Annotated in this window: 22 protein-coding genes and 1 pseudogene; 5 read left to right on the forward strand and 18 right to left on the reverse strand. The window is 43.8% G+C overall.

Going from position 1 to position 26,994, the window contains the following annotated elements; genetic code table 11:
* The first annotated feature begins 93 nt into the window (after positions 1-93).
* A complete protein-coding gene (locus C8275_RS09720) occupies positions 94-1,314 on the forward strand; it encodes an ISL3 family transposase (RefSeq protein ID WP_106483757.1) in 1,221 nt (406 codons plus the stop codon).
* A 5-nt stretch (positions 1,315-1,319) separates the two neighbouring features.
* A pseudogene (locus C8275_RS09725) lies at positions 1,320-2,597 on the forward strand (transposase); the annotation flags it as partial.
* A 301-nt stretch (positions 2,598-2,898) separates the two neighbouring features.
* Here C8275_RS09725 and C8275_RS09730 read toward each other — a convergent pair.
* Both C8275_RS09730 and C8275_RS09735 read right to left on the reverse strand, forming a co-directional pair.
* On the reverse strand, positions 2,899-3,114 hold the full coding sequence (locus C8275_RS09730) for a winged helix-turn-helix domain-containing protein (protein ID WP_022385282.1): 216 nt from the start codon (positions 3,112-3,114) through the stop codon (positions 2,899-2,901).
* Positions 3,115-3,250: 136 nt separating this feature from the next.
* Positions 3,251-3,730: a C-GCAxxG-C-C family protein gene (locus C8275_RS09735; RefSeq protein ID WP_106625795.1), complete on the reverse strand. Its 480-nt coding sequence runs from the start codon at positions 3,728-3,730 to the stop codon at positions 3,251-3,253.
* Between the two features lie 167 nt (positions 3,731-3,897).
* Here C8275_RS09735 and C8275_RS14650 point away from each other — a divergent pair, with 167 nt between their 5' ends.
* Complete coding sequence (locus C8275_RS14650) at positions 3,898-4,284, forward strand: hypothetical protein (protein ID WP_022385284.1); 387 nt, start codon at positions 3,898-3,900, stop codon at positions 4,282-4,284.
* A gap of 89 nt (positions 4,285-4,373) precedes the next feature.
* The gene (locus C8275_RS09740; protein WP_106484984.1) at positions 4,374-5,279 is read left to right on the forward strand and encodes a PLP-dependent cysteine synthase family protein; all 906 of its coding nucleotides are present in this window, start codon (positions 4,374-4,376) and stop codon (positions 5,277-5,279) included.
* Between the two features lie 127 nt (positions 5,280-5,406).
* Here the strand turns inward: C8275_RS09740 and C8275_RS09745 are convergent, their stop codons facing one another.
* The 13 genes from C8275_RS09745 to C8275_RS09810 all read right to left on the reverse strand — a co-directional run bounded on the left by C8275_RS09745 (position 5,407) and on the right by C8275_RS09810 (position 22,121).
* The gene (locus C8275_RS09745; protein ID WP_022385286.1) at positions 5,407-6,276 is read right to left on the reverse strand and encodes a F0F1 ATP synthase subunit gamma; all 870 of its coding nucleotides are present in this window, start codon (positions 6,274-6,276) and stop codon (positions 5,407-5,409) included.
* 3 nt (positions 6,277-6,279) lie between these two features.
* Positions 6,280-7,866 carry a F0F1 ATP synthase subunit alpha gene (gene atpA, locus C8275_RS09750; RefSeq protein WP_022385287.1) on the reverse strand — a complete coding sequence of 529 codons (1,587 nt, stop codon included), beginning with the start codon at positions 7,864-7,866 and terminating at the stop codon, positions 6,280-6,282.
* A gap of 14 nt (positions 7,867-7,880) precedes the next feature.
* Positions 7,881-8,435 carry a F0F1 ATP synthase subunit delta gene (locus C8275_RS09755; protein ID WP_022385288.1) on the reverse strand — a complete coding sequence of 185 codons (555 nt, stop codon included), beginning with the start codon at positions 8,433-8,435 and terminating at the stop codon, positions 7,881-7,883.
* A 6-nt stretch (positions 8,436-8,441) separates the two neighbouring features.
* Positions 8,442-8,942, reverse strand: a complete 501-nt coding sequence (atpF, locus tag C8275_RS09760; RefSeq protein ID WP_022385289.1) for a F0F1 ATP synthase subunit B — start codon at positions 8,940-8,942, stop codon at positions 8,442-8,444.
* Positions 8,943-8,962: 20 nt separating this feature from the next.
* On the reverse strand, positions 8,963-9,214 hold the full coding sequence (atpE, locus tag C8275_RS09765; protein ID WP_106484985.1) for an ATP synthase F0 subunit C: 252 nt from the start codon (positions 9,212-9,214) through the stop codon (positions 8,963-8,965).
* A 60-nt stretch (positions 9,215-9,274) separates the two neighbouring features.
* Positions 9,275-10,351: a F0F1 ATP synthase subunit A gene (gene atpB, locus C8275_RS09770; RefSeq protein WP_106484986.1), complete on the reverse strand. Its 1,077-nt coding sequence runs from the start codon at positions 10,349-10,351 to the stop codon at positions 9,275-9,277.
* 416 nt (positions 10,352-10,767) lie between these two features.
* A complete protein-coding gene (atpC, locus tag C8275_RS09780; RefSeq protein WP_022385293.1) occupies positions 10,768-11,019 on the reverse strand; it encodes an ATP synthase F1 subunit epsilon in 252 nt (83 codons plus the stop codon).
* Between the two features lie 2 nt (positions 11,020-11,021).
* Positions 11,022-12,557 carry a F0F1 ATP synthase subunit beta gene (gene atpD / locus C8275_RS09785; protein ID WP_022385294.1) on the reverse strand — a complete coding sequence of 512 codons (1,536 nt, stop codon included), beginning with the start codon at positions 12,555-12,557 and terminating at the stop codon, positions 11,022-11,024.
* A 1,171-nt stretch (positions 12,558-13,728) separates the two neighbouring features.
* Positions 13,729-14,898, reverse strand: coding sequence for a formate-dependent phosphoribosylglycinamide formyltransferase (purT, locus tag C8275_RS09790; protein ID WP_022385295.1), 1,170 nt, complete (start codon positions 14,896-14,898; stop codon positions 13,729-13,731).
* A 189-nt stretch (positions 14,899-15,087) separates the two neighbouring features.
* Positions 15,088-16,479, reverse strand: a complete 1,392-nt coding sequence (locus tag C8275_RS09795; protein WP_106484987.1) for a glycoside hydrolase family 57 protein — start codon at positions 16,477-16,479, stop codon at positions 15,088-15,090.
* A gap of 28 nt (positions 16,480-16,507) precedes the next feature.
* Positions 16,508-17,773 carry a glycosyltransferase family 4 protein gene (locus tag C8275_RS09800; protein WP_022385297.1) on the reverse strand — a complete coding sequence of 422 codons (1,266 nt, stop codon included), beginning with the start codon at positions 17,771-17,773 and terminating at the stop codon, positions 16,508-16,510.
* Between the two features lie 4 nt (positions 17,774-17,777).
* Positions 17,778-19,745 (reverse strand): glycogen debranching enzyme N-terminal domain-containing protein, encoded by a 1,968-nt coding sequence (locus tag C8275_RS09805; protein ID WP_022385298.1) that lies wholly within the window; start codon positions 19,743-19,745, stop codon positions 17,778-17,780.
* Between the two features lie 201 nt (positions 19,746-19,946).
* The gene (locus C8275_RS09810) at positions 19,947-22,121 is read right to left on the reverse strand and encodes a DUF5686 family protein (protein ID WP_234395741.1); all 2,175 of its coding nucleotides are present in this window, start codon (positions 22,119-22,121) and stop codon (positions 19,947-19,949) included.
* A gap of 225 nt (positions 22,122-22,346) precedes the next feature.
* On the opposite strand from C8275_RS09810, the gene C8275_RS09815 reads away from it, so the two are divergent.
* Positions 22,347-23,048, forward strand: coding sequence for a Crp/Fnr family transcriptional regulator (locus C8275_RS09815; RefSeq protein WP_022385300.1), 702 nt, complete (start codon positions 22,347-22,349; stop codon positions 23,046-23,048).
* 52 nt (positions 23,049-23,100) lie between these two features.
* Here the strand turns inward: C8275_RS09815 and miaA are convergent, their stop codons facing one another.
* From miaA to C8275_RS09830, 3 genes are all read right to left on the reverse strand, one after another.
* Positions 23,101-24,015 (reverse strand): tRNA (adenosine(37)-N6)-dimethylallyltransferase MiaA, encoded by a 915-nt coding sequence (gene miaA, locus C8275_RS09820; protein ID WP_106625797.1) that lies wholly within the window; start codon positions 24,013-24,015, stop codon positions 23,101-23,103.
* 81 nt (positions 24,016-24,096) lie between these two features.
* Complete coding sequence (gene gap, locus C8275_RS09825; protein WP_106484988.1) at positions 24,097-25,107, reverse strand: type I glyceraldehyde-3-phosphate dehydrogenase; 1,011 nt, start codon at positions 25,105-25,107, stop codon at positions 24,097-24,099.
* A gap of 308 nt (positions 25,108-25,415) precedes the next feature.
* Positions 25,416-26,972: an IS1634 family transposase gene (locus C8275_RS09830; protein WP_106484989.1), complete on the reverse strand. Its 1,557-nt coding sequence runs from the start codon at positions 26,970-26,972 to the stop codon at positions 25,416-25,418.
* Positions 26,973-26,994: the final 22 nt, after the last annotated feature.

Genomic DNA, 26,994 nt, shown 5'->3' on the forward strand with positions numbered 1-26,994 from the left:
TGGTTCATCCGACATTTCGCGTGATAGTTTATTAAAGAAGAAAAACCGCTGAACAAATTGTATATTTGAATAAGCACAAACAAATGTACAGTAATGAACAGCAGTTTTCTATATCATGCTTGGGGGTTATATAACCACAAATGCACTCGTGAGGAATACAAAGGTAATACAATTATCTTACATATTGAAGCAAAAGAGCGGAAGAAAGAATGTCCTAAGTGCGGGCATCGCCAATTGGTCAAGAACGGTTTTCGAGTTCGTGACTTTATAGGACTCCCGATAGGCGGCAAAAAGGTGATAATCCGCATGAAAGTCCAACGCTATAAGTGCAAGAATCAGGATTGTGATTATGACCGTCAGGAGAGCATACCCTTTGCCACGGGTAGTTGCGGTTACACCCATCGTTTCGCAAAATATGTAGTCGACCTGTTAAGGAGCATGACCTTGAAAGACGCAGCCAATCTCCTGGGCGTATCCTGGGATACCGTCAAGGATATCCATACGCGTCATCTTGAATACCATTACGCGCCTCCCTCCCTTGAAGGAGTGGACAGCATTGGCATAGATGAATTTGCGGTCAGGAAAGGACATGTGTACAAGACAATCGTGGTTGACCTAAAGAGTGGCCGTATTCTCTATGTCGGTAACGGCAAAGGAGCAGACGCCCTGGATGGCTTTTGGAAACGGATCAGAAGAAAAGGCGTTGGCATCAAGTATATTGCAACAGATCTCTCCGCCGCCTTCATCTCCTCTGTATATGAGAATTGCCCGAATGCGGTGCACGTGTTTGACCATTTCCATGTGGTAAAGCTTATGAACGAGAAACTGGATGAAATACGTAGGGTGCAATACCACATGGAAAAAGACATCAACAAACGCAAGGTGTTGAAAGGTACGCGATACCTGTTACTGAGTAATGGGGCGGATATCTTCGACAAGGAGTATAAGACACGGCTTGACAACGCGCTGGATATGAACAAGCCCCTGTCGCAGGCATACTACCTGAAAGAACAGCTCAGGGAAATCTGGATGCAGGTCAATAAGGACGATGCCGAAAGGGGCATGACGGATTGGGTAAAGCAAGCCCGGGAGAGCAAAGTGCCGCAATTGGTGAAGATGGCAACTACGGTAACGGCACACAGGACAGGCATACTCGCATGGTATGACTGCCATATATCAACCGGAAAGGTAGAAGGCATCAACAACAAGATAAAGGTCATGAAGAGAACGGCATATGGATTTAGGGATGAACGATACTTTGAATTGAGGCTATATGCACTGCATGATTGCCGCATCACGCGAAATGTCGGATGAACCAGAGTTTTCATGAGAGTGAGCTTGGCAGGCTTCATTCCGTGTTCCCATTTGACCGTATGGCAAAGACTATGGGCCTGTCGGAACAGCGACTGGGACGCAGGAACATCTTCAGTCCTTCGGCTAAGATTGCCCTCATGGTCCTGAAGGCGTACACCGGCTTCTCTGACAGACAGCTGGTGGAACATCTTAACGGAAACATACACTACCAGATGTTCTGCGGAATCATGATAAATCCGTCTTTCCCCATAACCAACTACAAGATAGTCAGTGCCATCCGCAATGAAATAGCATCCCGTCTTGACATTGATTCCCTCCAGGAAGTGCTGTCCTCACACTGGAAACCTTATCTTGAGAACCTTCATGTGTGTATGACCGATGCCACATGCTATGAGAGCCATATGCGTTTTCCTACGGATATGAAACTCCTTTGGGAAAGCCTGGAATGGCTCTACAGGCATATCTGCCTTCATTGCAGGGATCTGGGTATAAGGCGTCCGCGCAACAAGTATGCGGATGTGGCGAAGTCCTATCTGTCCTACTGCAAGAAAAGAAAGAGGAAGGCTTCAAGGACAAGGATGCTCAGGCGTCGTATGATCAGACTCCTTGAAAAGCTTCTCATACAGAGGGATGAAATCCATAGAGAACATGGGACCTCACTCCGATATACCCGGGATTACCGGAAGCGTCTTTCCATCATCAGAAAGGTTCTTGTACAGGAAAAGGATTTGTTTGAAGGCAGGAAGGTCAGTGACCGTATTGTCAGCATTGACCGTCATTATGTACGTCCCATTGTAAGAGGTAAGGAAACAAAGTCCGTCGAGTTCGGTGCGAAGGTCAACAACATACAGATAGACGGCATATCGTTCATCGAACACCTCTCCTTCAAGGCTTTCAACGAAGGCATACGCCTGAAGGACTGCATCCGCATGCAGCAGAAGCTCATGAATGTGAGAGTAAGATGCGTGGCTGCCGATTCCATATACGCCAATAATGCCAACAGAAAGTTCTGTACAAAATATGGAATATCCACCTCCTTTGTACGCAAGGGAAGGGCGGCCAGGGATGAATCCTTGAGAAAGGTTCTCAGAAGTGAACTCTCAAAAGAAAGAGCTACCCGGCTTGAAGGCAGCTTCGGCACACAGAAGCAGCATTACTCACTCTCAAGGATAAAGGCACGGAACAGAAAGACGGAAATCCTATGGATTTTCTTTGGAATACATACGGCAAATGCCGTACTGATGATTGACAAGATCAGAAACAGAGCAGTTAAAGCGGCATGACATGATTTTACTGACAGAATCAGAAGAGGTCATCTGACTTCTTCCGGAACGTCATGTCCTGCTGATAAGAGTATATGAGAAAATACAGAAGAATGACAATAAAAATGGCATATGAAGTGATTATATTTTGTCATCTTCATATGCCATTGTATTTTATAGGGGCATTTACTGAATATCCCTACATCAAACGGGAAGAAAGCTGTCGTCTCCTTCCCGTTTAAAACATCTGGATAGAAAGTTTGAAAGGAAGTGCACATGCACACTCCTTTTAATAACCATGCAGAGAATAAGCTCTACAGAATCAATCGTTATCAGTCAGTTGAACAAAGAGTTCTCCGTCTTTCTCTGTCACTACCACTTTATCCTCTCTTAGTAACCAGCCTAAGCCAAGAAAAAAATCTTTATCCAACAATTTTGAAGTTGCAGCTTTCTTGATTTGCTTTTGTGTAAGACCTTCTGTCCCATTAAGGGCATTCCAAATGATACCAGCCACGTTTCCAGCTTTTTCTTTCAACATAATTATACCTTTTAGTTATACATAAAGAAGCTCCTTAGGCTTCTCATTAATTGCCTTTTCTCTAAAATCGCCTCAAAATTAGATATTTCAACACTAATAACCTAATATTGGAATAACAAAAACAGCCTATCCCCTATTATCTATCTTGTTTTTTCATGTTTTCGTAACATTCTGCCCATAAACGAGCTGCCAATTCTACCATCCGCACACAAGGACGCTTGGCATAATATTCCGAAGTGCGTTCTTCTGGAGTTGATACGATAGGAGTATCCTTACGCAAGCGAAGCATCTCAGCACAGCAGATGGAACCGGTGCGTGACTTAAACTCCGCAGCCAATTGTTGGACCAAGGCATAGTTTGCTCCTTTACCTTCCCGGTCATGAGGGTCCGTAGCTCCAGTCTCCAGTCCGGCAAGCATAAACATTCCACATGCTGCTCCACACGTCAGTCGCATACGCCCTATTCCTCCACCAAAAGAGGCAGACATACGCATGGCTTGTTCCTGGGTAAAACCATAGATATCTGCAAATGCACCAACTACCGATTGCGAACAATTGAATCCCGACAGAAATAAGCTTTTTGCACGTTCTATGCGTGCTTCCTTATCAAATACCATAGTGTAAACAAAAATAAAGCAGATGACCTCAAGACAAAGGAAATAATCCTGCATCAGTCATTGCAACCAAATGATTTTACAGTTGCAAAATTACTCATTTTTGTGGATGTACATATCAAAAAACACTGTATCTTAGCCATTCCTTATACATATCATAGAAAATAATTATGAAAATATTACCATTCTTCATGCTAGGCTGCCTGACATTTATGTTTGCAGCATGTAAGGAAAGCCCGCAAGAGCGTTGCGCACGTTCTGTAGATGAGGTCAACCGAGGCTGTCCCAAAACCATTGATGCATATACGCAGTTGGACAGTGTAGCCTATTGGGTACATGAAAATGCAATCCACTATTACTATTCTTTACACGGGGCCCCTGACAGTGTGTTGAGAAGTGGTGTGGATGATAGTCCGGAAGGTTGTCGCCGAATGGCGGAACAAATAGCCAATACTCCTGATATGCGCTATTTTGTAGAGCACAATGTTTCCTTCCGTTACCATTATGTATCTAAAGAAACGGGAAAGCAATTGGGAACTATCGTGGTGGACAATTGACTATAAACATTCAAAAGAGAGAAAAAGACTCATGCATTTATGAGACTATAAATGTATGCTAAATACAAATTTTACAACGAACTGACGAGATGTATTACAACAACATTCTGGAAACTATCGGACAAACTCCGATGGTACGAATCAATAGGCTTTCACCCAATCCAAATGTCTCGATATTTGCTAAGTTGGAAGGATTTAATCCTACAGGGAGTATCAAGGACCGGATTGCTCTGAAAATGATTGAAGATGCAGAGCGCAATGGACTGCTCACTCCAGGGAAAACAATTATTGAACCGACTTCGGGCAACACCGGTATCGGCTTGGCTATCATAGGTGTCATAAAAGGATATCCCGTAGAAATAGTCATGAGTAGTGCTGTTTCTGTCGAACGGAGACAGATTATTCGTGCTTATGGTGCCACAGTCCGCCTTACACCGGCTGAAGAAGGCACCGATGGAGCCATCCGCATGGCCCGACGATTGGTACAGGAACAACCGGATAAATATTTTATGCCTGACCAATTCTCCAATGCATGCAACTATCAGGCACATTATGAAAGCACTGCCTTAGAGATCTGGCAACAGATGAACGGACAAATTGATTATCTGGTATGCGCATTGGGAACTTCAGGTACCATCATGGGACTCTCACGCTTCCTGAAAATGATGAAACCAGATATCCAGACTGTGTGCGCCCATCCGGTAAAGGGACACTATATCCAAGGGCTGAAGAACATGGAAGAAGCAATCGTTCCTGCCATTTATGACCCTTCAAAGATTGATATTCAGGAAATGATTGAAAGTGAAGAAGCGATAGCCACAGCACGCCGCATTATTATCAGTGAAGGAATATTTGCAGGAATGAGTAGCGGCGCAGCCATGCTGGCTGCCATGCGTACTGCTGAGAGGATTGATCGCGGCAATATCGTTGTCGTATTTCCCGATCGTGCAGAGAAGTATTTGAGCACCCGTATGTTTCAGGATTTTAAAGGCTAGAACCTTGCCCCCTACTCTAACACATCTTTTGACGGAAAAAGAGATACACAATAAAAGCAGGAATATGAATTGCAGCCTGATTTCAACCATGAAATCACCTTCAATTCGATATTCCTGCTTTTATACATTAGTTCATTGAACCACCAATAATGTCAAGCAATTCGCTGGTAATAGCTTGCTGACGTCCCTTATTGTACATCAGATTAAGCTCTTGTAACAACTCGTTTGCATTATCGGTAGCCTGTTGCATTGCCACTGTACGCGCTGCATGCTCTGAAGCATTTGAATCCAACAAGATTGTATAAATCTTCATTCTCAAAGTCTTAGGCAGCAATCGTGCAACCAGTTCTTCCGGAGAAGGCTCAACAATATAATCTTGAGCCGAAGCACTCTCCTCCCCTTCACTACCGGAATTGAGAGCTAATGGAAGAAACGTTTCATGGGTCACGATTTGTGTAGAAGTTGATTTATAATGCGTATAGATAAGCTCAACCCTGTCTATTTCTTTTTGAAGAAAAAGATTCATCAGGTGTTCGGCCAATTCCGAAGCTTGTTTATAAGCCGGCTTATCACCAATCATCTTGAAATCTTCGCTCAAATCAAAACGTTTACCCAGTGCCTGAGCAACCTTACGTCCGACAGGAAATACCAGCAGCCGGTCTTTCCCCAACTTATGCACGTAATCAGCCAGCACACTGTCAGCTTTGCGGATAATATTGCTGTTAAATCCGCCACAGAGACTGGAATTCGACGCTACCACCACCACAGCCACACGTTCGACAGGACGTTCTTCGGTGAAAGGAGATTCCACCGTCACGCCACTTGCCAGGAAGTTATGCAGGATGGTGCTCAGCTGTCGGTCGTAAGGAAGCATATTCTCAATAGCAGTCTGTGCCCGTCGCAGTTTGGTCGACGCGACAAGCTTCATTGCAGATGTTATCTTCAACGTACTCTGCACTGATCCTATTCTTCCTTTTATCTCTTTCAGTGAAGCCATAACTTATCGTTTTAATTTCAGACAAATGGCTGCTGCAACGTCTGTGATAATCTTGGTTACATCATCATTTATTACACCTGTTGCAAGCACATCCAGCACATCTTTCTGGTGGGCTGCCCGCAAATTCTCCAGGAAGGCATCCTGGAATTCATGAACCTGACTAACCTCAATATCCTTCATCAGACCCTTCGTTCCGCAGTAAAGGATGGCAATCTGTTCAGACACTGGCATCGGTGAATACTGAGGCTGAATAAGCAATTGATTATTCTTACGTCCCCGATCGAGTGCCATTGCTGTTACCGGATCGACATCACTACTGAATTTGGAGAATGCTTCCAATTCACGATACTGAGCCTGGTCTATTTTCAAGGTTCCGGCTACTTTCTTCATTGCTTTGATCTGAGCACTACCACCCACACGAGATACAGATATACCGGCATTGATCGCAGGACGGAAACCTTGGTTGAACAAGTCAGTCTCCAAGAATATCTGACCATCGGTAATAGAGATGACGTTAGTCGGGATATATGCCGAGACGTCTCCTGCCTGTGTTTCGATAATAGGCAATGCGGTTAGTGAACCGCCTCCTTTGACACGTCCCTTCAAACTTGCCGGAAGGTCGTTCATCTGTTCTGCCACTTCCTGCTGTTGGATTACTTTCGCAGCACGCTCCAACAGACGGGAGTGCAGGTAGAAGATATCTCCCGGATAAGCTTCACGTCCGGAGGGACGACGCAGAATCAATGAAACTTCACGATAGGCAACCGCTTGTTTGGACAAGTCATCGTAGACAACCAGTGCGTGTCGGCCTGTATCACGGAAGTATTCACCGATGGCGGCACCGGCAAAGGGTGCAAAATACTGCAATGCAGCAGGGTCAGCAGCTGTAGCCGAAACCACCACTGTATAAGGCATGGCGCCTTTTTCGCGCAAAACGTTTACAATATTGGCCACGGTGGAGCCTTTTTGACCTACTGCCACATAGATGCAATAAACAGGTTTCCCGGCTTCATAGTTGGCACGTTGGTTGATGATCGTGTCAATTGCAATAGATGTTTTTCCTGTCTGGCGGTCGCCAATGATCAGCTCACGCTGCCCACGACCAATAGGAATCATGGAGTCTACTGCTTTCAAGCCAGTCTGCAAGGGTTCAGTTACAGGCTGACGAAAAATGACACCAGGCGATTTACGCTCAAGCGGCATTTCAATCATCTCGCCACCAATCTCACCCTCGCCATCAAGGGGTTCGCCCAAAGGATTCACAACGCGGCCCAACATGTTCTCGCTCACCAGAATGGAAGAAATACGTCCGGTACGCTTCACAACCATACCTTCCTTAATCTTATCAGTCGGTCCGAGCAACACGGCGCCCACATTGTCCTCCTCCAAGTTCATCACGATGGCTTTTACTCCATTTTCAAACTCAAGTAGTTCTTCAGCCTCGGCGTTACGAAGTCCATAGATACGGACTACGCCATCGCTTACCTGAAGCACCGTACCCACCTCCTCAAACCGAAGGCTGGTATCAATGCCTTTCAACTGCTCAAGCAAGACACTGGAGACTTCGCTGGGTTTTATATTTTCAGACATGTTTACTTGTTTAATTATACAATTCTTCTATTCTTCTCCATAAACTGCCGATGAACACGCTTGAACTGTGTAGCCACACTGGCATCCAGTCTGTTGAAGTCTACATCAAGGATGAATCCACCTTCGATGGAAGGCTCCACCTGTGTCTCAAATTCGACAGTTGCTTGAGTACCTTTTACAATCATGGCTCTCATGCGGTCTTCGATTTCTTTGCTAACCGGTATCGCCGTAATCAACCGTCCGATAAGGATGTTGTGTTTCTTGCGATAAAGGTCTATGTAAGCAACAGCCATGAACTGCATGAACTTCTCACGGTGCTCTGTAAGGACCAACATGAAAAAACGCTTGGTCTGCGGACTGACTTTGCCTCCACAGGCATTGCAAAGCAAATCAGTCTTTTCAGCCACCGAAAGCAAAGGATTATCCAGCGCCTTACGCAAAGCGGGTACTTGCAGATAGCTGTCAGCCAAAGTCATCATTTCACGATAGACTTGTTTCTCACATTGACCTTCAGCGGCATACTGATACAATGCTTTTGCATAGCGGTTTGAGATTACTCCTATGTTCATAGCTCATTACTTTTTAGAATCGGAAACTTCATCGAGCATGCGTTCGATCATTCCATTTTGTTCCACCTCGCTCGAGAGTTGTTTACGAAGAACCTTTTGAGCAACTTCTACTGACAACTCTGCCACCTGTTTACGGATATCGCGGATGGCATCATCTTTTTCTTTCTGGATTTGTTTACGCGCTTCTTCCAACAAACGCCCTCCTTCAGCCTTGGCCTTGTCACGCGCTTCGTTGACGATTTGCGTACGAGTGTCCATGGCTTCCTTCAGGATACGTGCTTGCTCTTTGCGGGCTTCAACCAAAATGGATTCACTTTCTTCTTTGATATGCGATAGTTTCTCATTGGCTTCACGTGCCGACTTCAACGAATCGTCAATGTATTGCTTACGCTCATTTACCATATTGACCAATGCGGGAAAGCCGAATTTAGCCAATATGACAAAGACGATGATGAAGGACACCAGCATCCAAAAGAACGTACCGAAATCCGGTGTAAGTAGTTCCATAAACTAAGCCTCGTTTAGAGTTATGCGTAGAGAGCCAACAGACAGATGATAACGGCAAACAATGCTACACCTTCAACCAAGGCACCAATAATAATCATATTCATACGGATGTCGCCGGCTGCTTCCGGTTGGCGACCGATGGCTTCCATGGCAGAACCACCGATTTTACCAATACCAATACCAGCACCAATAGCAGCTAAACCTGCGCCGATTGCGGCACCCAATTGTGAAAGACCTGCAGCTGCAGCTTGCAACATAATTAAAGACAACATAATTTTCAGTTTTTAAGTTTATTACTAAGTTTTATTTCTCTAATGCTTTAAATGATTTAATCAGGCATGTTCTTCATGACGTACTCTTGAAAGACCGATAAATACGGCTGACAACATCGTAAAGACATAAGCTTGAATGAAGGCAACCAGTATTTCCAGACAAGACATAAAGATGGAGAACAGCACAGATACAATGGTCATCGAAGTACTTAACACGGCACCCAAAGATGCAGTGATAAAGATGATGGACACCAATGACAGGATGATGGCATGACCGGCCATGATGTTAGCAAACAGACGGACTGTCAATGCAAAAGGTTTTGTAAAGACACCGAACAACTCGATAACAGGCATGAAGGGAACAGGCACTTTCAGCCACGTGGGAACATCAGGCCAGAATATCTCTTTCCAATATTCCTTTGTTCCGAAGATATTTACAGCCAGGAAAGTCATCAAGGCCAGGAACAAGGTAATGGCTATATTGCCTGTTACGTTGCCGCCGCCCGGAAAAATCGGCACCAGTCCCATAAGGTTGTTGATGAAGATAAAGAAGAAGGCTGTGAGCAGATAAGGAGCATAGCGTTTGTAATCCTTTCCTACACAACTCACAATCACATCGTCATGAATCATCATCACAAACATTTCCATGAAGCCTACAAAACCTTTTGGGGCTTCGGAACTGGGTTTGCGGTTCTTGTACCAACGCGCAACACCGACCATGATAAGAACCAGCAACAAGCTGTTAATCATCAAAGACAAAGCAGTCTTGGTAATTGAGATATCCAATGGGCGGACTTCCTGCCCGTCAGGAGTAGTCTCAACGACCTTACCGGCATAGCTACCTTCAGACGCTATATGGAAACCTTCATATTCAGCTCCGTGTCCTAACCTTGAAGATGAAAAGGCATGCCATCCTGTGGTCTGACTGTAGACAATCACAGGAAGAGGAATGGACACATGCTTTTCGCCCAAAGTAAACAAATGCCACTCATAGGCATCACGAATGTGACCAAAGACGATTTCCTGTACGTCTACCGTACTTTTTTCTCCGGCTACCTCCTCTCCTGCAGCATGCAATGGCATGACACCCAGGAGACAGGCTAACAGAAATAGTCCAAAATGGCGTAATAGTTTCATTGTTTCTTATTCACTTTTTTCATTTCCATCTCAAAACGGAGGAAAAAACAACTTTCAAATATCAGATATATGACATAATAGATAAGGAATGTCCATAAGTAAGCTTTCGTGTGAATGCCTATAAACATTCCATAAAGCACCATGAACACCAGTCCAATAAGTAATTTGGCTCCCTTATTAATGACATATACCATCAAAGATTTGTCAGGCATGTGCTTGTGCATATATTCGAACAGATAAATAAAAATAAGTCCGAACACATAAAAGAACAAGGGAATCAGCGGATAATAGGGCGAATAGGATTCCTCAAAGAAATGATGGAATATCATGGCTCCACCCCATCCGAATGCCAGCATCAGCAAAGTCAAAGAAATGATAAATATTCTTTTTACTTTTGACAACATAGCACTCGCCGATTATTGTTCCACACAAACTGACACCTCATTTTTCCTTACTTCCACGAAACCTCCTGTAATTTCCAGTGACTGTTCGCCTTCCGCTGTAGTATAAGTGAGCGTACCTTTCTCAAGCGACGAAATCAGAGGTGCATGCTTGGGCAATACCATAAATATTCCTTGTGAGCCCGGCAATGTCACATCAGTAACTTCACCTTTGAACAATGTCTTTTCAGGCGAAACAATCACTAAATGCAAGTTTTTCGTTTCCATAATCAGTCATTACTTTGCTTGGCAGCAGCCAACAAACGGTTTCCTTTCTCAATAGCATCCTCAATTGTACCGACATTCAAGAATGCCTGTTCAGGCAAGTGATCAACTTCACCATCAAGAATCATCTTGAATCCCTTGATTGTATCGGCAATAGGCACCATTACACCTGGAACGCCCGTAAATTTCTCAGCCACAGTAAATGGTTGCGACAGGAAACGTTGTACACGACGAGCGCGGTTAACCGTGATGCGGTCTTCTTCAGACAATTCATCCATACCCAAAATAGAAATGATATCCTGAAGTTCCTTGTTACGCTGCAAAATCTGCTTTACACGTTGTGCAGTTTCGTAATGCTCATTTCCGACTACAAGCGGGTCAAGAATACGGGAAGTTGATTCCAACGGATCTACAGCCGGATAAATTCCCAATTCTGTAATCTTACGGCTTAACACAGTGGTTGCATCCAAGTGGGTAAATGTTGTGGCCGGAGCAGGGTCTGTCAAGTCGTCGGCAGGCACATACACAGCCTGCACAGATGTGATAGAACCATTCTTTGTAGAAGTGATACGCTCCTGCATCTGTCCCATTTCTGTAGCCAAAGTCGGTTGATAACCCACGGCGGAAGGCATACGACCCAACAAAGCCGACACCTCAGAACCGGCCTGAGTGAAACGGAAGATGTTATCAATAAAGAGGAGGATATCACTGGACTTGCCATCCTTTCCACCTTGATCACGGAAAGATTCGGCGATGGTCAGTCCGGACAGAGCCACAGAGGAACGTGCACCGGGGGGCTCATTCATCTGGCCATACACCAATGTTGCCTGTGACTTGTTCACCTCCGAATAATCTACCTTCGAAAGATCCCACTCGCCACGTTCCATTCCTTCTTCGAACTCCTTACCATAGCGGATAACGCCTGACTCAATCATTTCCCGCAACAAGTCGTTACCTTCACGGGTACGTTCACCGACACCGGCAAACACTGAGAAACCGTTATGTCCTTTGGCAATGTTGTTGATGAGCTCCATAATAAGTACCGTCTTACCCACGCCGGCACCTCCGAACAGACCAATCTTACCACCTTTTGCATAAGGTTCAAGAAGGTCGATGACTTTGATACCTGTGTAGAGCACTTCACGGCTCGTTGACAGCTCTTCAAACTTAGGAGGCTCGCGGTGAATAGGATAAGCACCATGACGATCCAGCTCTTTCATACCGTCGATAGGGTCACCGGTGACGTTCATCATACGTCCTTTCACCTGCTCACCCACCGGCATTGTAATAGGCTGTCCTGTGGGGACAACCTCCATACCTCTTCGCAAGCCGTCGGTACGGTCCATTGCGACAGTACGCACCGTGTCTTCTCCGATGTGTTGTTGTACTTCAACCACCAAGATACGACCATCGGGACGCTTAATCTCCAAAGCATCATGGATGCGTGGGAGACGCAATTCGGCATCCACATCTTTTCCTTCAAAAAGGACATCGACTACCGGACCGATAACTTGCGAAATATGTCCTACTAGTTGTGACATAAGCAATCTTTTATTGTTAATGAATCAATTTTTCGTTATCGAGTTCAAAGATAGAAAAAATTTCTCCCATAAAGCTACCTTAAGCAAACCATTTTTAGAAAAAATAAACATGAAGTATATGCCCTTAACTTTCATTTTTCCACTTGCTATATATACTTACCTTTAGGGCATGAATAAAGTATATTCAACTAACACTTTGCTATATACCTTATTATTTTAGTGACTTTTATCTATTAATATATCCTAAGTTTTTCCACGTATTAAAGCTAGTTTTTCTTTCGCTTTTAACATATAAAAGGATATTCCCTCCACGATTCGACACTTGTATTGCGTTTTCTCTTCTTCCCCTCCCTATTTCTCTCATGAACCCGAGTATCCGTGTTTTACAATAACATGACAAGAAATGAAACGGAGGATAAAGAACTCAAGATATATTCCTGTACCTGATGAAGAAATAGCAAAATGTCAAATGGGATGTTACTAACATTCCGTCCACATGCCTAGGAACGAATTGGTGAGTAAAGCGGGGCTCTTTACTTGAGTGCCTATCTACATATTGAAAGTTATAATTTCCCTTTCCAGCTCCTGTAGTCAGCTTTGAGTTGACAGAGGTACATTGGCGACACACCTGCCCGCTTGAGGATATCATTTTATCAGTTTTCAGGATTCATAGTCCACGCAGCTTCCAGAAGAGAAAACCCACTCAGACCATCTTCGCTCTGCCTTTTTTGCCTCTTCCTGATATCATTTTTGGCATTACACAGGCAAAAACTCATCCATTCGTCGTCGCATTTTTTAATTTCGTGCCGGGGGATCATCGAATTCGTCCCTACTATTTCGACTTTTTATGGCTATAAATTATTAAGTTTTCTGAAATAATATATCCAAAAAGAAGAAAGCAACTAATATAAGTTAATATCCCATTTACACTTTGTCCTGAGTTTTCCTATTACCTGCTAGCAGAAATAGACTATTCGGATAACCCTGTCAAGCAGAATCAGCCAAATCCAAGCTTTCTGCCAATATCTTGTTTTTCGCTTGAACTCGACGCCCACTACGTCTTCAGCAAAACGAGTGACACAAGTATCCATATATCTACTTATGTCACTCGTACAGTTCCAGAATTCATACGCCTGTCATGCAGATGCTGCCTGATAAGCCGTATAATTTATCAGAATACTTTCACCTTTGCGGCTGTCGCCTTACATTTCTCCCGCAAATCAGTCAGATTGCTTCCAAGGGGAGCATAACAAAGTGCCACTCCCATACGGCGATTAAGCTTGGTGTACGGCTTACCGAAGATACGTAAGTCCGTACAAGGTTCTGACAGAGCATCAGCCTCTCCTTCATAACGCGGTTTCTCTTTTGAAGCTATCGGCGACAGGATAACAGCACTTGCTCCCATACGTTCTTGAGTTATCGCCGGAATAGGCAATCCCAGTACGGCACGACAATGCAATTCAAATTCATTCAGATTTTGTGTACCGGCAAGCGTAACCATTCCTGTGTCGTGTGGTCGCGGCGATAATTCAGAGAAATAGACGCCCTTGTCATGACTCAGGAAAAATTCCACGCCCCACAAACCGGCGCCTCCTAAGGCACGGGTCACTTTATCAGCCATCTCTTCAGCTTCTTTCAGATGCTCAGATGAGATGGGTGCCGGTTGAAAACTCTCCCGATAGTCCCCTCCCTTCTGGACGTGTCCAATGGGGGCACAGAAAAGCGTACGTCCCTCGCGTTGGGTCACAGTAAGCAAAGTGATTTCGCTATCAAAACGGATAAATTCTTCAATAATAAGCTCCTTGATGTCGCCACGGCTTCCATTACAACCATATTCCCATGCATGTTCTAGTTCATCCGCACTCTTCACTATGGATTGTCCTTTACCAGATGAAGACATCAATGGTTTTACAACACACGGGAATCCGATCTTGGCGGCAGCCTCACGTAATTCTTCGAGACTCTTCGCGTAAAAATAACGGGCAGTACGTAGTCCTAATTCCTGGGCTGCAAGGTCACGGATTGCCTTACGGTTCATGGTAAAGTTGACAGCGCGGGCACTGGGAACCACCTGTATGCCTTCCTTTTCACAATCATAAAGACGTTCTGTACGTATCGCTTCAATTTCAGGAACAATGATATCCGGTTTATGTCTGTTGACTACTTCCATGAGGCTGTCACCATCGAGCATATCAAAGACTTCACACTCATCTGCCACTTGCATGGCGGGTGCACCGGCATAGGAATCACAGGCAATGACGTACTGGCCGAGCCGTTGAGCTGCAATCACAAACTCTTTACCCAGCTCTCCAGAGCCTAACAAAAGGATTTTCTTTGTCATAATGATTTGTATTTTGATGAATTGATGTTACAAAAGTAGAACTTTTTGAAAGAAGAATAAAAGATTGGAGCCGACTTCATGAGGGACAACGTATAAATAACAGAGGCGGACACCATGGCCCGCCCCCGAAGTTCATAGTTAAGTATCTGTCCTTACAGGTTGTCATCAGAAAAGACGGCTAACCTCTATCTAGTCCTTTTTCGTAGTAGTCTTCCGAGTGGAAGCTTTGCGCGGCTTTTTAGCTGCCGGTTTTTCAGCCGTCTCTTCAGTCGACGGGACCGGCTGTTCAGCCTTAGTCAGCTTCATCTGCAAATTCTCTACCTCCTTCTTCAATGCGGAGATTTCTTCATCTTGGTTACGGATGGTTGTCAACAGAGCATTGAGTTCCTCGTTATCCATATCAGCCGGATAGAGAGCATTGACGCGACGGATAAAGTCACCCAGAATATTCATGTAGTTAGTAAATGCATCATAGGGAGAATCATAAATACCACGGTTCATCGTCAAGCCCGTATGCTTGGTTGTCATGAAGCGGAAGTTGTTGCTTGCTTGCAGATAATCCCAGTCCTGCTTAATGCGACGGTCATCGCACAAATGTACCCGTTCTGCTACACTGTACAATTTGTTGAAAGCTTCACGTTGCATGACATTACCCAGCCAGCAACTGATATCACGCTCTTCATCCACCCAAGACATCGGATAAGCGACATCAAGAGGAGCTACAGAGTGCAACTTGGTGCAAAGTTCTGTCGGTGTCGAGAAGGTAATACCCCGCTCTTTAGCCACTGCCGGAAGCGCCTTGATAAAGTCAAGTATATTTGATGACAACGGCTGGTAGATGCCCAAAGCGCACAGTTCCATAAAGATATTGATGACTTGTTCTTCTTCGGGCAGTGCTTCAATCCAGTTCATATAAGTATCTGCAAACAACGGATACTCATTCCACTCGGAATTAGAGAAACGCAGGCTGATATCATCTGAAAGTTTATAGTCACGCAACAGAAGTTTCAGATTCGGATTCATATTGCAGTGGTAGAGATAGTGAGGACTCTTCCAACCCAAAATATGACGTGCTCCTTCTGTCAACATGCCCTTGAATCCCATATCGGCAACAATAGCACCAATCTCATCCGAATAAATCAAACTGGAATTGCGGCATACTTTAGGCGTCTGTCCGAAAAGCTGACGCACTTTCTTGCGCATACGTTCCAAATCGGCCCGGAAACACTCTTCATTAGCCAGTGAAGACAAACCATGCGAATAAGGCTCCGCCAGGAACTCACAGCATCCGGTCCCGTTGAGCTGGTGCAAAAGTTCGATGACCATGGGCGCATGAATTTCCAATTGTTCCAAAGCTACACCGGAAATTGAAATTGCAACTTTGAAATAGTCGCCGTGCTCACGCGCCATCTCAATGAGCGTCTTCAAGGCCGGGATGTAAGAACGTTCAGCTACTTCTGTAATGGAACGTTCGTTTTCATAATCATCGTAGTAATAATGGTCGGTACCAATATTAAAAAAACGGTACCGTTTTAAATGGATAATCTGATGTATTTCGAAATAAAGGCAAATTGTTTTCATAATCTTCGTGTGTTTTTGATATGTGTTGTCAGCTATTTCTTATCACTTGTTCGTAGATTCCACGAATCTTCACTCCCACTTTCTCCCAAGTAATGGCATCGACTTCTTTCTTCCCTTCGTCCTTAAGATATTCATAGAGTGACTGGTTGGTACAAAGTGAATAAATGGCATCTGCCATGGCATGAATATCCCAATAGTCCACTTTAATACACTTATCAAGAATCTCAGCACAACCCGACTGCTTGGAGATGATTGAGGGCACACCACATTGCATGGCTTCCAACGGTGAGATACCAAATGGCTCCGATACGGAAGGCATTATATACACATCGCTTGCCTTCAGACATTCATAAACCTGTTTCCCCTTCTGGAAACCCGGGAAATGGAAACGATCCGCAATGCCACGTTCAGCTACCAGCTGTATCATGGCATTCATCATGTCTCCGCTACCCGCCATAACAAAACGAATATTATGTGTACGCTGAAGAACCATGTTCGCTGCCTCCACAAAATATTCCGGTCCCTTCTGCATTGTGATACGGCCCAGGAAAGTCACCAGCTTCTCATGTGGGAACTTCTGCGGAACAATAGCCTGGATTTCATCCGACAAAGGAGAAACTGCATTATGTACGGTAGATACTTTACGCGGATCCTGGAAGTATTTATTGATAACAGTCTGTCGCGTCAGTTCGCTCACACACATAATGTGGTCTGCATGATCCATACCATTCTTCTCAATGGCATATACAGTCGGATTCACATTACCACGGCTTCGGTCGAAATCAGTTGCATGTACATGGATGACAAGAGGCTTCCCCGATACCTGCTTGGCATGAATACCTGCCGGATAAGTCAGCCAATCGTGCGAGTGAATGATATCAAACTGCTGTTGACGTGCCACAACACCTGCCACGATGGAATAGTTATTAATCTCCTCGTGCAAATTATCCGGGTAGCGTCCGGAGAATTCCAAACAGCCCAAGTCGTTGGTGTTCATATAATTGAAGTCGGCATAAATATGGTCTCGCAAATCATAATACAACTGCGGATCCATATAGGAACCTACACGGCCTTTTACATAGTCCCATTGTACATCACGCCATACAATAGGGACACTGTTCATACCTATGATACGTAAAAAGCTTTGATCTTCATCCCCCCACGGTTTAGGGATGCAGAAGGTGATTTCCATGTCAGATTGTTGGGCCAGTCCCTTTGTCAGACCATAACTTGCTGTACCCAGTCCTCCAAGGATGTGAGGAGGAAATTCCCAACCAAACATTAATACTTTCATAGTTCTATTCCTCCTTTAATGATTCGTTATACATTTGGTTATATTTAGTCAACAGCTTGAGGATACGCAACAGTTCAGCCACATTCATGGCAAAGGACACAGCGCCTCGACCTTTAAAAGGAGGATTCCCGTCAAATAATTCGGGTATTGTACCAATACAATGAAGGTTCATCTCATCCTCATAGGCTATGAGTTGTCGTTCTATAAAGGAGATGGCGCTCATCTTATGTATCTTCATGTAAGCTTCCAGATAGAAACCTTCCAACCAGGGCCAAGCTGTACCTTGATGATAAGCATAATCACGTTGTGTCTGTGGTCCCACATAGTTAGGATTATAACCCCCACTCTTAGGACTCAGAGAACGTAGTCCTTTAGGAGTAAGCAATTCGCGAGTGACAATATCCAAAATTCCTTTTTTCTGTGGAAGTGACAAAGGAGAGTAATCGAAGGCTACCGGGAAAATCATGTTCGGGCGTACACTCCAGTCCATCATCGTCCCGTCAACATAGTCAAACAAATACCCGTGTTCATTCAGGAACACTTCAACAAACGAGTTTCCAGCCGTAGCTGCCAATGCATCCAGCGTATCGGCATAGGTCGGATTACCACCTTCACGCACCAGGTCTGCCGTGAATTTTAAGGCGTTATACCACAAAGCATTTATTTCTACTATATAACCTGTACGTGGAATTACAGGACGTCCGTTGACAGTGGAATTCATCCAAGTCACCGGTCGTTCGATACCATTCGTATATAGAAGCCCGTTATCATGCAGGAACAGATTGACATGTTTGCCATTCCGGATATATTCTATAATGTCTTCTATCAATTTACCGTACTTGTCCCGGCATTGTTCACGCGAAAGCATTTTAGCATATTGCTGCAACGCCCAGATAGCCCATAACAACACGTCTGGCTGTTCCATCTCACTGATTTTGCAGGTCGACGGACGATCCTCAATATACTCGTAAATAGCTTCACGGGCCGTGTTCATGATTTCATCAAACACTGAATTTTCTTCAATTGCCAATGTCAAGCCCGGCAAAGAAACAAACATGTCGCGAGCACGACATTTGAACCAGGGATATCCAGCCAAAATATAACGTTTGTCACCCTGACGGTTATGGAACTGGTGGGCAGAGTTATATAAGCAATGGAGAAAACTGTCGCGCGGGATACGTTTGTCTACTTCTGTTTGGAAAACGGTTCCAAGAGTTGCTATATCAGCCGGAGCAATTCCACCGGAGAATATAATGCTCTCTCCTTTCTTTATAGGCATCTCAAAATAACCGGGAACGTAAAGGTCTTCATTTGCTGCATAACCTCTCTCCTGCTCTTTGGGATATTCTATATTCTTATACCAGTTGGGATCAAAGTGATAGTCCACAGGTTTGCTAAACTGCATGTGTAATTCCGGATATCCCGGATACATGCATGTCTTAATGCCATTCTCTACCTGCTGATAATCGCGACTGGCTTGTGCATTTTCGTGAGTAAACTGCCGTACACTGCGGAAAGCCAAAAATGGCCGAAGCCGTAATATTGTGTCTGAATGGGCATCAACCAATGTATAGCGAATCAGAATGCGATTCTCATGATGAACGAACACCTTCTCTTTCTTCAACACAACGCCACCAACGCGGTAAAACGTTGTCGGCACTTTTTCGCAGTCAAACTCCCGAATGTACTTATGTCCTTTAGGACTGAAATTGTTTCCTTGGTATTTATGAAGCCCAAGATTGAACTCTGCACCATGCTGTACCACCGTTTCATCAAGAGATGATAGCAGGACATGGTTTTCATCATCCAATTCAGGAACCGGTATTACCAGCAGACCGTGATACTTGCGCGTATTACAATCCACAATCGTCGAGCAATGATACGCACCCGAACGATTGGTCCGCAATATCTCTCTGGGCAAAGATTCCTCCAAATTGGTCATCAGAGTCTTGTCAAATCTCAAATAACTCATAGCTTATATTTTAAGGTTCTCGAATTCATTTTCGTAAATCAATATTATTTTTCTCCCGTCATGTAGGAGTGTTCAAAAGTAACAATTTTCATATAAAAAAAAGAAAAGGACTGGATTTATTTTCGAAAAAACGACCATTTGGATAGAAATATACAAATTAACACCCTATAAGAGTATACATATGCTAACTGGAGTAATCAATCAGCGAAATAATTCAAAAGCAAATTTACAACCGAATGATTCGTATTTTCCATTGACAAAACTAACAAATGCCGCACAATCAAAAATATGGGTTCCGATGCCATAACCTAACTCAATATAAGGCAACAAGCGTGGCATAAGTAAGACCCCACCATAAAGTCTCTCCGATTCAATAAGATTTACATATTTCCTCAAATGACGAAATACGAGAAAAGGAGTCTCGTAGGACACGTGTCCGCGTACATACTTATTAGACCAGTTATACCAACGAGAATCAAGCAGCTGAAAAGTTCCTCCCAAATCATCATTCCAATCGTCCGGGAGATTGTTTCTACGCAGATTAAAGAAGTCTACAAAATACATATCTTCCTGATCCGTAAATGCCCCACATCCGACTCGGTAAGAAAGATATCGAATGCCTCCGAAACGGAATTTCTGCTGCATATCCAACTCTATACGCTCATACTTTCCACTACTACCGAATACGCCCTGTATACCTCGTTCCCAATCGACTGAAAACGTCGGGTAATGAGAATATAAATTGACCTTTCTATGTCCATCCATATAGTAATACTGTCCAGGAGTCCACTCCACACGAATACGAGGGGCAAAACTTGAATACGTGTCACGAAGTTTACCTGACAAATATTGTTGTAAGTCGGGATTGTACAAATTGACTTTGTCAACCAAAGTACGACGGTGATAAGACAAGCCGACACTTAGCAGTAACCCATTGGTTATTTCAATATCATTACTGAGCTGTACATACAAATCCTTAAAGTAATCAAGTTTCAGCTTGTTAAAATCCAGCACGCTGTCCGAAGGTAAATCCAGTCGGTCCACTACTTCGTTGCTGTAGATCCGGTTTCCATTACCCATGTGTAGGGTTATACGCCCCAGTTTCTCCGGATAGTAGGTAAAGTCTGCATCACACCGCCAATAAAATTCCTTATGCCGAAAATAGTAGCCAATACGCGGCGACACATACAGGCTTCGCCCATTCGCATAATACTGATTGTATTTGAACCGCTGTACATAAGACACTCCGTTCGAATGGCTATAGCGAAGTTGCAAAGGATTCAGTAGCGGATAGAACTTCACACTCGTCAAATCATTGAAACGAAAGGTATAATCGCTAATCAACATGTCTCCTACTTCCCCCCAAAACACCCGACTTTTCGACTTTGGCTCGGGAGGAGTATTGCGCCGATATTCTTCGCGCTCAGCAAATACGTCATATAAACGCTTCTCAATGCCAGTCAAAGGAATCGGACGCAAGGTATCCATATTAGCAATATGCGTGTTAGTCGTATCCGTATTCACACTCAAACGATATAAGTCCGACAAATTGTAGTCACGTTTACGAGGCAATGTTTCAGGTAACGAACCGGAAAGCTTTATGTCCTTATAGGTATATAAAGCCGTATAGTCGGCACCTATTTTATTGCCGATAAAGTTGAAAAGCATTTTGACATCTATCCGCTGAGGAAGATACATCTCACTACCTTCCGCCCCCATTTTGACGCGAACCTTAAACTTGACCTGATCGACTTGTCCAGCCATATAGCCTTCGGATACAGTCCAGCTACGGTCACGCACCGTAACATAGCCATTTACCAACTGATTGCTTTTATAACGAGGAACAAGGAGTACTTTATATTCCACAGGAGTGCGCTCCGTAAAAATCGAATCAAGAATATAGTAGTAGTAACGGTGTCCATTTGAAGTAAAAGGGGAAATCAGTTTGTCAGGCAACAAATCATTGGAATAGATATTCATATTAAAATACTTCATTGCGTTACCCACTTCTCCATTATTACGGCGAAATGTTCCGGTCAGTGCCTGTACTTTAACATCATAGATATCGGGAGCAGAATAATGTACTTCATTCTTTGATTCTATGATATAATCTTTTACCCCCTTATCAAACCGGAACATGGAAGGGACAACCCGTAAAAGTATATTACGACGATATGCCTTGAAATGCCCCTTTACATAGAGGTCTGCCCGATAGTCTCCCACAATGCGTGCATACCAATCGGCGGACGCCACCACATTATGAATGATGGAGTCGCCCGTCAAAGGCTCACCCAGTTGAGGTTGTAAGGTCGTTTGCCCTCTTAACGGAACAATTACGAACCACAGGAGCCAACAAATATGTAGCAAGCGTCGCACTTTTCGACCAATTTAAAGAGACATTTGTGCCACTTAAAGCTTATAAAAGCCTCATGTAGTAGCAAAAATATAGAAAAGACTGAAGGTGGCACTCCTATAAGTCAGAATTTACGTTAATTTATCTATAAATAGAGAATGGAACACTTTTTCTTGTCGTTTAGAAAGATTGAGAAGCTAAAGTTTTTGCTATTTTTGTGCCCTATAACATAGTTTTGTAACACAGATATGGCTAAAAAAGATATCACAGAAGCAGAAATCATTGAAAGTATTGCTGATATATGGACGCTTCTCACTGATGAAGAACGCGTCACTTTGAGGCAGAACTTCACCATCCAAAAATACAAAAAGAATGAGACGATCTATTGTGAAGGAGAAACTCCTACTCACATGCTGTGTCTGCTTAACGGCAAAGTCAAAATCTACAAAGATGGTGTTGGTGGACGCAGCCAAATAATCAGAGTCATCAAACCTGTAGAATACTTTGCTTATCGTGCCTACTTTTCTGGAGGAAATTTTGTAACAGCCGCTGCTGCTTTTGAGCCGTCACTCATCTGCCATATCCCGATGGATGTCATCAATCACATGGTCATGGAAAACAACCGCCTAGCCATGTTCTTTATCCATCAGTTAGCTACAGACTTAGGTATCGCAGACGAACGCACCGTCAACTTGACACAAAAACACATACGGGGACGACTGGCTGAGTCTCTTCTCTTTCTAAAGGACTGCTACGGTGTAGAAGAAGATGGATGCACATTGAGCATCTACCTCTCCCGAGAAGACCTGGCCAACTTGTCAAATATGACTACATCCAATGCCATCCGTACACTATCCAACTTCTCTACAGAGAAATTAATTATCATAGACGGGAGAAAAATTAAAATCATCAATGAAGACAAGCTTAAAAAGATAAGCAAAATCGGATAAACTATCAGTTGAGGATTGAAAGATTTAATTTTGGAGACCTTTCAATTCTCAACTAACGTAACAACTCTTCTATCTTATCCAGCTTCTCTTCCATCGTCAATGCCGCATTAATCCAATGGATTGTAAATCCCCGACGTTCCATCCCCCTAAACCAAGTCATTTGTCGCTTAGCAAACTGATGAATTGCAATTTCTAATCCATGCACCATCTCTTCGTAGGTCAACTCTCCAATCACATATTGGGTAAGATACTTATATTCTAACCCATAATACATAAGATCCTCTGGAGAAACACCTTGATCCAGCAAATGACGTACCTCATCTACCATGCCATCCTCCAAGCGTTGACGCAAACGACGTGATATTTTCTCCCGACGTGACTCCCGGTCAATATCTACCCCTATGATCAAACTCTTCAGTTCAGGAAATTCCCTTTCTTTAACAGGCATATTTCTGTAGTACTCTTCAATCTCGATAGCACGAATCGCGCGCTTTACCGTATCGACATCCGTCAAATTATGGAGCTTTTTATAGGAAGAAAGAATGTCTGTCAGTTCTGTAAGAGAATATTTTGCCAACCGCTCACGAAGCTCCGGATTTTCTGGGACAGGAAGAAGGCGATATCCCTTCAGAACCGACTCAATATACATCCCGGTACCACCACATAAAATTGGCAGCTTTCCCCGATTGCGAATGCCTTCATAGACCGACAGAAAATCACGCTGATATTCAAACACATTATATTTATATCCGGGATCTACTATATCAATAAGGTGATACGGTACTTGAAAGCCATCGAAAATATAGTCCTCAAGATCTTTCCCAGTACCCAAATCCATTCCACGATACACCTGCCGGCTATCGCCACTGATAATTTCAGCCCCCTTCCGATATGCCAAAGCTGCAGCCAACGCCGTCTTTCCGGAAGCAGTCGGTCCTATTATAGTTAGCAAATCAATATCTGCCATACGCTCCATATAAAAAAGAGAGGCCATGTCAACTCTATGACACGACCCCTCCTGATTTAAAAACAAATTGCGAATAATAAATTAGCAGTTTACAGATGCCATATGAGCAATCAAATCAAGAACCTTGTTAGAGTAACCGATTTCATTGTCATACCAGGAAACAACTTTTACGAAGGTGTCAGTCAAATAAACACCAGCGTTTGCATCGAAAATTGAAGTCAACGGGCAACCCAAGAAGTCAGAAGAAACAACTGCATCTTCAGTGTAACCCAAAACGCCCTTCAATTCACCTTCAGAAGCTTCTTTCATGGCAACGCAGATAGCCTCTTTAGATGCAGGCTTAGCCAAGTTTACAGTCAAGTCAACAACTGAAACATCCAAAGTCGGAACGCGCATAGAGATACCAGTCAATTTACCGTTAAGTTCAGGAATAACCTTACCTACAGCCTTTGCAGCACCGGTTGATGACGGGATAATATTGCCAGAAGCAGCACGACCACCTCTCCAGTCTTTCAAAGACGGACCGTCAACAGTCTTCTGAGTAGCAGTAGTAGAGTGAACAGTAGTCATCAAACCATTCACAATACCGAATTTATCATTCAATACCTTGGCAATCGGAGCCAAGCAGTTGGTTGTACAAGAAGCGTTAGAAACGAATTGAGTACCCTTTACATAAGTTTTTTCGTTTACACCACAAACAAACATCGGGGTATCATCTTTCGAAGGAGCAGACATTACGACATATTTTGCGCCAGCTTCGATGTGAGCTTGAGCTTTCTCTTTGGTCAAGAACAAGCCAGTAGATTCTACTACGTATTCAGCACCAACTTCGTTCCATTTCAAATCAGCCGGATTTCTTTCTGCTGTTACGCGGATTTCTTTTCCGTTAACAATCAGCTTGCTGTTTTCAACGTCAGCTTCAATAGTACCATCAAACTTACCGTGCATTGTATCATATTTCAGCATATATGCCAAGTAATCAACCGGGCAGAGGTCATTGATACCTACAATCTGAATATCGTTTCTTGTTTGAGCTGCGCGGAATACGAAACGTCCGATACGTCCGAATCCATTAATACCTACTTTAATCATTTTGTTTAAACTTTTAAGGGTTCTATAATGTTTAGAAATAAACTCTCGTTTAATTCACTACCTCGTCCTTATCGAAGTGCGCTGCAAAAGTAAGAAATTGTTTTCTAAATTCATATTTTAAGAGAACTTTTTTAAATGTTGAAGGATGATTTAACCCAAATCAATCATCAGCCTTTAAATTGTATTTCCATCAGACCAAGACAGCTTCTACCGACTTCTCCTAAATGCAACATTTTGCCCACAAGGGAAAGGAAGCAACTCAATTCTTTGTCATTATTCCTGTACTATCCAATTTTTTCCTGACTTCGTCAACGTGTCACCCAAAACTCCTCAGAGAATAATTGCGCGATACGTTGATGTCGTTTCATCAGCATAGTTCGATTGATTACCTGTTTGTTCTTGGGCAATGTCATCTGTATTGTTACAATCGTCTGCGCAAGTGCCAAAACCTTGTCGACACTCATATTGACATTGGATAGTTTCAGCAGCCTCTCCAGTTCCTTATAAACTTTCAACGCCACAAAACAGATGCATACGTGTGCCTTTATTCTGCGGTGGGTGAAGTGGAACATTGGTCGTATCTCTATCTTCGATTTTGAGATGCGGAAAGCCCTTTCGACATGCCATAGGTTATGATATGCGGCATATACTTCACCGGTCGGGATATTTGTATTGGTAAGATATCCTTTCAGCCCGTCCCATTTCGCATCAGCCTCAAGTTTGTCGTAATTGATGGTCACCTTAATGTCGCCCTCCATCTTCAGGAACTTGTTATAACCTCGCTTGTTTATGTTGTCTTTCGTCAGGGTGTCACGTTGGTATGCCTTTTCCAGACGTTGTATCCCCTTTTCCCTGTTGTGGGCATCCTTGCGGGCACGGTCGTCTGTATATCCCACAAGCAGACGTCTGCTGCCTCCCTTGTCGTATTCCACCATCTGCTTGTCAACTTTGGGCTGACTGAGTATCCATTCCTGTATCCTTTTGCTTTCGTTCTTGATTTTCGCACCGATAATATATTTGTAACCGTTTGCTTCCAAGTCTGCTATATTGTCGCTGTTCATCAGTCCGGAGTCGGCTACGACAATAAAGTCTTCCAATTTATATTTCCGTACAAATTCCGTCACTACCGGCAGCATCGTGTGACCTTCATACTTGTTCCCTTCATGTATGCAATAAGCCAGCGGATAGCCTCCGACGCTGACGAGCAGTCCGAGGATGATCTGTGGATTCCTGTGCCGTCCTTCTTTGGAAAATCCTGTCTTTCGCAATTCATCTTCATAATCCGCCTCAAAATAAAGAGTGGTCACATCATAGAACAAAACACCGATGCGGCCGTTCAACACCTGCCTTGTATGCAGTACGCTTATATCCTGGACAATTTCATGCTGACTGTCGCTGAGCTTGTCCAAATAACGGTATATTTTCGACAGACTGACATCCTCATCGAAATGGTTTTTCAGGTACTCGGCAGTAGCCGCCTTGCTTGCCGGATAGGCCAACTGCGCCTTTACCAGCTGTCGGAACACCGGATCCTCGATCCGGTTGAAGCCCACACTGTCAAACACACGGTCAAGTATCAGGTCTGCCCCGTTAATCGATATGTTGGTAATACATGAAAGCATTTGCTCGGCATTCAGAAGTTCCGTTTCACACCCCTTACGATCCTCGCCGAAAAGATCCAGACGGGGATGCCGACGTTCTTGCTCCCTCTCAATCCACTCACGGGCTTTAGATATGAGTGAGTCAAGATCTTCGGGTTCCTTGGCTATGCCGATTGTGGCAAGTTCATTCATTTTGCCATTAATCTTCTCTGTGACAATTATGCCAACATTGCCTGAGGGATATTTTTTTCTTCGTATAAACATATTTTTGAACCATGTCACCCTA

Origin of the sequence: Bacteroides sp. Marseille-P3684, assembly GCF_900291465.1 — a bacterium.
Lineage (GTDB): Bacteria > Bacteroidota > Bacteroidia > Bacteroidales > Bacteroidaceae > Phocaeicola_A.

Coding starts and splice junctions, on each gene's coding strand:
- C8275_RS09720 (WP_106483757.1), top strand. CDS start 94: ATGAACAGCAGTTTTCTATATCATGCTTGGGGGTTATATAACCACAAA.
- C8275_RS09730 (WP_022385282.1), bottom strand. CDS start 3,114: ATGTTGAAAGAAAAAGCTGGAAACGTGGCTGGTATCATTTGGAATGCC.
- C8275_RS09735 (WP_106625795.1), bottom strand. CDS start 3,730: ATGGTATTTGATAAGGAAGCACGCATAGAACGTGCAAAAAGCTTATTT.
- C8275_RS14650 (WP_022385284.1), top strand. CDS start 3,898: ATGAAAATATTACCATTCTTCATGCTAGGCTGCCTGACATTTATGTTT.
- C8275_RS09740 (WP_106484984.1), top strand. CDS start 4,374: ATGTATTACAACAACATTCTGGAAACTATCGGACAAACTCCGATGGTA.
- C8275_RS09745 (WP_022385286.1), bottom strand. CDS start 6,276: ATGGCTTCACTGAAAGAGATAAAAGGAAGAATAGGATCAGTGCAGAGT.
- atpA (WP_022385287.1), bottom strand. CDS start 7,866: ATGTCTGAAAATATAAAACCCAGCGAAGTCTCCAGTGTCTTGCTTGAG.
- C8275_RS09755 (WP_022385288.1), bottom strand. CDS start 8,435: ATGAACATAGGAGTAATCTCAAACCGCTATGCAAAAGCATTGTATCAG.
- atpF (WP_022385289.1), bottom strand. CDS start 8,942: ATGGAACTACTTACACCGGATTTCGGTACGTTCTTTTGGATGCTGGTG.
- atpE (WP_106484985.1), bottom strand. CDS start 9,214: ATGTTGTCTTTAATTATGTTGCAAGCTGCAGCTGCAGGTCTTTCACAA.
- atpB (WP_106484986.1), bottom strand. CDS start 10,351: ATGAAACTATTACGCCATTTTGGACTATTTCTGTTAGCCTGTCTCCTG.
- atpC (WP_022385293.1), bottom strand. CDS start 11,019: ATGGAAACGAAAAACTTGCATTTAGTGATTGTTTCGCCTGAAAAGACA.
- atpD (WP_022385294.1), bottom strand. CDS start 12,557: ATGTCACAACTAGTAGGACATATTTCGCAAGTTATCGGTCCGGTAGTC.
- purT (WP_022385295.1), bottom strand. CDS start 14,898: ATGACAAAGAAAATCCTTTTGTTAGGCTCTGGAGAGCTGGGTAAAGAG.
- C8275_RS09795 (WP_106484987.1), bottom strand. CDS start 16,479: ATGAAAACAATTTGCCTTTATTTCGAAATACATCAGATTATCCATTTA.
- C8275_RS09800 (WP_022385297.1), bottom strand. CDS start 17,773: ATGAAAGTATTAATGTTTGGTTGGGAATTTCCTCCTCACATCCTTGGA.
- C8275_RS09805 (WP_022385298.1), bottom strand. CDS start 19,745: ATGAGTTATTTGAGATTTGACAAGACTCTGATGACCAATTTGGAGGAA.
- C8275_RS09815 (WP_022385300.1), top strand. CDS start 22,347: ATGGCTAAAAAAGATATCACAGAAGCAGAAATCATTGAAAGTATTGCT.
- miaA (WP_106625797.1), bottom strand. CDS start 24,015: ATGGCAGATATTGATTTGCTAACTATAATAGGACCGACTGCTTCCGGA.
- gap (WP_106484988.1), bottom strand. CDS start 25,107: ATGATTAAAGTAGGTATTAATGGATTCGGACGTATCGGACGTTTCGTA.
- C8275_RS09830 (WP_106484989.1), bottom strand. CDS start 26,972: ATGTTTATACGAAGAAAAAAATATCCCTCAGGCAATGTTGGCATAATT.